The organism is Frankia gtarii (assembly GCF_025403375.1).
GTDB lineage: Bacteria > Actinomycetota > Actinomycetes > Frankiales > Frankiaceae > Frankia > Frankia gtarii.
In genome coordinates, this window is the sequence record NZ_JAMPTM010000387.1 from 1 (window position 1) to 4,954 (window position 4,954).

Here is a 4,954-nt window from a genome sequence, read left to right on the forward strand (position 1 = left end):
GCGGCGTTCCTGCTGTTGCAGGCCCGCCGGCGCCCGCACTACCGCCGCGTCACGCTGCGGGCGTTCGCGGCGATGGCGGCCTCGGCGGCGCTGTTCGCCCCGTGGATGCCGTCGTTCCTGTTCCAGAGCACGACGATGCGGCCGCGGACCCGGCGGCGGTGTTCTCCGCGTTCTGCGAGGCCGCGCTGTGGCCGGGGCTGGGTCGCACGACGGCCGCCCGCCTGCCCGCCGCCGGTATCACCCGACCCGAGCACGTCGACGTCGGCCGGCTCGGCGCCGTCGAGGGTGTCACCGGCCCGCGGGCCCGCCGGCTCGCCGACAGCTTCCGCGCCGCCGCGGGCACCTACGCAGTCGTCGAACTGCTCGTCGCAGCGGACCTGCCGGCCCGCCTCGCCTGGGGGGCCACCGACCGGCTCGGTTCGACCGCCGCCGAGGCCCTGCGGGCCGACCCGTGGATGCTGCTGACCGCCGCTGACGCCGAGATCGGCCAGGCCGACCGGTTCGCCCGCCGCCGTGGGCTGCACCGCGACGACCCGCGACGCGGCCCGGCGGTGCTCACCCACCTGCTGGGCCGGGCGGCGACGCGGGCCGGGGACACGGCCGGCCCGATAGGCGCCGTGCTGCAGGCCGCCGCCCGGGAGGGGGTGGCCGATCCGCGCCGGGCGCTCGACGCCGCCCTCGACGACGGGCGGATCATCGCCGTCGGCGACCGGATCGCGCTGGAACGCTATGCGATGGCCGAGCAGTCCATCGCCGACGGCATCGAACGGCTCGTGGCCACCGCTGAGCCGCTGCGCGAAGGCGCGCCCAAGGTGCGCCGCCGCCCGGACGACGACGGCGACGAGGGCGCATCCGAGGCGCACACCGCGTTCACCCCGGCCGCGCCGCCGCCCGCCGCGTTGATGTTCGACGACGAGGACGCCGCGGACGACGACCCGCCGATCGGCCAGAACCCGGCGGACGACGACGCCGAGGGGCCCGGCGCCGAGGGGCCCGGCGCCGAGGACTCCGACGGCCCGGCAGGCCCGTCCGGATCGGCCGGCGCAGCGGGGAACGACCCGGTGGGCGGCCTGGACGAGGTGCAGCTCGCCGCGGCCCGGGCGGCCCTGGAGTCGGGGGTCAGCGTGCTGACCGGCGGGCCGGGGACGGGCAAGAGCCGCACCGTCGCCGCCGTCGTCCGCCTCGCCTGGGCGGCGGACGCTCAGGTCGCGCTCGCCGCGCCGACCGGTCGGGCCGCCAAACGGCTCGAGGAGCTGTGCGGGGCACCGGCAAGCACCCTGCACCGGCTGCTCGGCGCGCAGGGCCGCGGCGGCGGCTTCGCCCGCGGGGAGCACAACCCGATCGACGCCGACCTCGTCGTCGTCGACGAGGCGTCGATGCTCGACGCCGAACTCGCCGCCGCGCTGCTCGACGCCTGCGCCGAGGGCACCCATCTGATGTTCGTCGGGGACCCCGCCCAGTTGCCGAGCATCGGACCGGGCCAGGTCCTCACCGATCTGCTGGAGTCCGGCGAGGTCCCGGTGACGGAGCTGCGCCGGCTCTACCGCCAGGTCGACGGCGGGGCGATCGCGATGATGGCCGCCGCGGTGCGTGGCGGGGAGCTGCCGCCGCCCCCGCCGGGCCCCGGCCGCGAGGTGGTCGTCGTCCCCTCGGGCAGCTCCGGGGAGGCTGCGCACCGCACCGTGCAGCTCGTCACCGACTCGATCCCGCGCGCGCTGGGAATCCCCTCCGCCGAGATCCAGGTCGTCACGCCGGTGCATGCCGGGCCGGCCGGCACAGGGGCGCTGAACGCGGCGCTCAAACGCGTCCTCAACCCGGGCACGGGCGCCACATCCGGTTTCGACGTCGGAGACCGGGTCGTGGCGACGGCCAACCACATCGACGTGGGGTTCGCCAACGGCGAGATCGGCACCGTCGTCGCCGCGGGCGAACGCGGGGCGCTGCGGATCGCCTTCCCGGGCGGAATCGTCGAGGTGCCCGCGGGGATCCTCGGCGATCTGCGCCACGGCTGGGCGGTGACGGTGCACCGGGCGCAGGGCAGCGAGTGGCCGGCGGTCGTCGCCGTCTTCCCGCCGGAGGCCGGCCGGATGCTGACCCGCCCGTTGATCTACACGGCGCTCACTCGGGCGGCGGCACACCTGTCCATCGTCACCGTGAACGGCCCCGCTGTGCGCAACGCGGTGCGCCATGCGGGCGGACGGCGGCGGCTGACGTCGCTCGCCGCCCTGCTCGCCGGGGAGATCGCGGGCGAGCTGGCCGAGGACGACGACGACCTGGACGCCGAGGACCCGGCCACCGGTGACCTGGACACCGCCGGCTCCGAGGTGGCCGGTGGTTGACAGGCTGATGGCGCGATGATGACCGGCGGGCATCGCCGCCACGGGAACGTGCGCCACCCCCGACGCGTCGGGGGTCCCCGACGGGAGGCAAGATCATGCGACATGAAGATGGGTAGCGTTCCCATCGTGGACGCAGACACACCCCGGACGGCCGCCGCCGGCCGGGAGGCCGGGTCCCTGCCCGGTCCGCGCTTGCCCCAGCAGGCACCGGACGGCGACCCGCACGAAGGCACCGCCGGCGACGCAGCCGTGGCAGCCGTCCCCACCACGACGACGGCAGTGGCCATCGTCACGGCAGCGGTGCCGACGGACACACCGGCAGCGATGCCGACAGATACACCGGCAGCGGCCGAGCCCGATGTCGGTGCGGCCGGCGAGCGGGTGGCCGGCGAGCGGGTGGCCGGCGAGGCGGCGTCCGACGATCGGGCACCGGGGGCCTGGCGGCGTCGGCTGGAACACCTCGAGCGGTTGGGGCGGGTAGCGAGAAGCCGGACCGTGCCGCTGGTCCCGCGGCTGCTGGTGGCCGCCGTCGCCGTAGCGGTCGCCATCGGCGCGGTGATGCGCTTCGCCACGCCGAGCCATCTGTGGCTCGACGAGTCGCTGACGGTCGCGATCGCCTCCCGGCCGGTGCCGGACCTGCTCCACGCGCTGCGCCACGACGGCTCACCGCCGCTGTACTACCTGCTGCTGCACGGCTGGATCAGCGTCTTCGGCGACGGCGACGTCGCGGTGCGGGCTCTGTCGGGCGTGCTGTCGCTGCTCACGCTGCCGCTGGCGTGGCTCGCCGGGCGTCGCGTCGGGCGCACCGCCTTCGCCGCCGGCAACGGCGAGCGCGACGCCCCGATGTGGGTGGGCGTGGCGACGCTGCTGATGTTCGCCTGCTCCCCGTACGCCATCCGCTACGGCAGCGAGACCCGGATGTACTCGCTGGTCGTGCTGCTGGTGCTGGTCTTCGGGCTGGCGGCGGTGCGCGCGCTGGAACGCTCGAGCCTGCCCCGGCTGGGGACGCTGACGCTGGCCACGGCGGCGCTGGTCTACACCCACTACTGGACGTTCCTGCTGATCTTCACCGTGGCGGCGTTCCTGCTGTTGCAGGCCCGCCGGCGCCCGCACTACCGCCGCGTCACGCTGCGGGCGTTCGCGGCGATGGCGGCCTCGGCGGCGCTGTTCGCCCCGTGGATGCCGTCGTTCCTGTTCCAGATGCTGCACACCGGTACCCCGTGGGCGCCGAAGGTGCAGGCCCAGGTGCTGCTGGACACGGTGTTCGACTGGGCGGGGCCGCAGTCGACGGGGGCGCTGCTCGGCGTGGTGCTGCTCGGCGGGGCGCTCATCGGCCTGACCGCCCGGCCGGTCGCCGGCCGGGAGCTCGCGGTCCGGGTGACCGGCCGGGTGCCGGGCCGCTACCTGGCGGCGATCTGGCTGCTGCCGCTGGTGCTGGCCTACTTCGTGAACTCGTTCGGCGGCAGCGCGTACGCCGAGCGGTACACCGGCATCGCCCTGCCGGCGTGCCTGTTGCTGGCCTCCCTGGGCATCGCCCAGCTCCCGGGGACGCGGGTGCGGGCGATCGTGCTGGTCGTGGCCGTGTTCAGCGGGCTGGTCGGCGGCTGGCAGCTGGCCCGCACCGAACGCACCCAGGCCGGGGAGATCGCCGGGCGGATCGTCGCGCTCGCCCGGCCGGGCGACGTGGTGGCCTACTGCCCCGACCAGCTCGGCCCGGCCGTGCACCGGGCGCTGGTCCGACACGGCCCGCTGACCGTCCGGGAGATCGTGTACGCGGATGCCAGCGGCCCGGCGCTCGTCGACTGGGTCGACTACGCCGACCGGATGCAGCGGGCCAACGGCACGGCGTTCGCCGCCGAGGTCAACGAACTCGCCGGCCCCGACCACGCGGTCCTGCTCGTGCGCGCCGACGGGTACCGGTTCCTGGAGGGCGCCTGCGCGGTGCTCTCCGACCAGCTGGCGACCCTGCGCGACCGGACCGTCCAGGTCGAGCGGCGCGACCTCTACGAGGGTGCGTCGCTGGAACGCTTCTCCACCCTGCGCTGACCGTCGACGCCGAGGGCCGCGGCGGCGAGGACCAGCAGGCCCATCGGCAGCGTGTAGTGGTTGAAGAACGTCTGCTTGTTCATCAGGTTCAGAGCGAGCAGTACCAGCGCGGCCCCGAGGCAGAACCCGGTGGCGTCGCCGCGCGCCCGCCAGGCCGCGCAGTACGCCGCGACCAGCGCCACCGCAGCCGGCGCGAAGCCGAACGTGACCCCGAAGTGCGCCGCCCAGCCCGGCACGGACAGGGAGTGGCCGAGCACCCGGTAGTGCAGGTTCGTCCAGACCGCGTCGTCGACGAAGTCCCCCGGCCCGGCCAGCACCCACGGAACGACGAGCAGTGCCCCCACCCCCGCGGCCACGGCCGTGCGCCACGGCCCGAACCGCGGCCAGGCCGCCGCGACCGGCAGCAGCAGGGCGACGTGTTGCTTGGTGGCCAGTGCGAGGGCGAGGGCGAGGACCGCCGTACGCCCATGACCGCCTCGGACGGCCAGCACCATGGCCGCGAGGCAGGCGACAAGCAGCGGTTCGGTCCACGACTGCTGCAACGCGTACATCGACTCAGGAAAGATCAC

General features: G+C 75.5%; 2 protein-coding genes and 1 pseudogene. 2 read left to right on the plus strand and 1 reads right to left on the minus strand.

Features of this window, described 5'->3' with window-relative positions:
- The first annotated feature begins 101 nt into the window (after positions 1-101).
- Both NBZ83_RS30030 and NBZ83_RS30035 read left to right on the plus strand, forming a co-directional pair.
- Complete coding sequence (locus tag NBZ83_RS30030; RefSeq protein ID WP_261576307.1) at positions 102-2,339, plus strand: ATP-dependent DNA helicase; 2,238 nt, start codon at positions 102-104, stop codon at positions 2,337-2,339.
- Positions 2,340-2,447: 108 nt separating this feature from the next.
- Entirely contained in the window at positions 2,448-4,385 is a 1,938-nt protein-coding gene (locus tag NBZ83_RS30035) for a glycosyltransferase family 39 protein (protein WP_261567587.1), read from the plus strand.
- On the opposite strand, the pseudogene NBZ83_RS30040 reads toward NBZ83_RS30035, so the two are convergent.
- Positions 4,343-4,954 (minus strand): annotated as a pseudogene (locus NBZ83_RS30040) (glycosyltransferase); the annotation flags it as partial. The gene NBZ83_RS30035 and the pseudogene NBZ83_RS30040 overlap by 43 nt on opposite strands.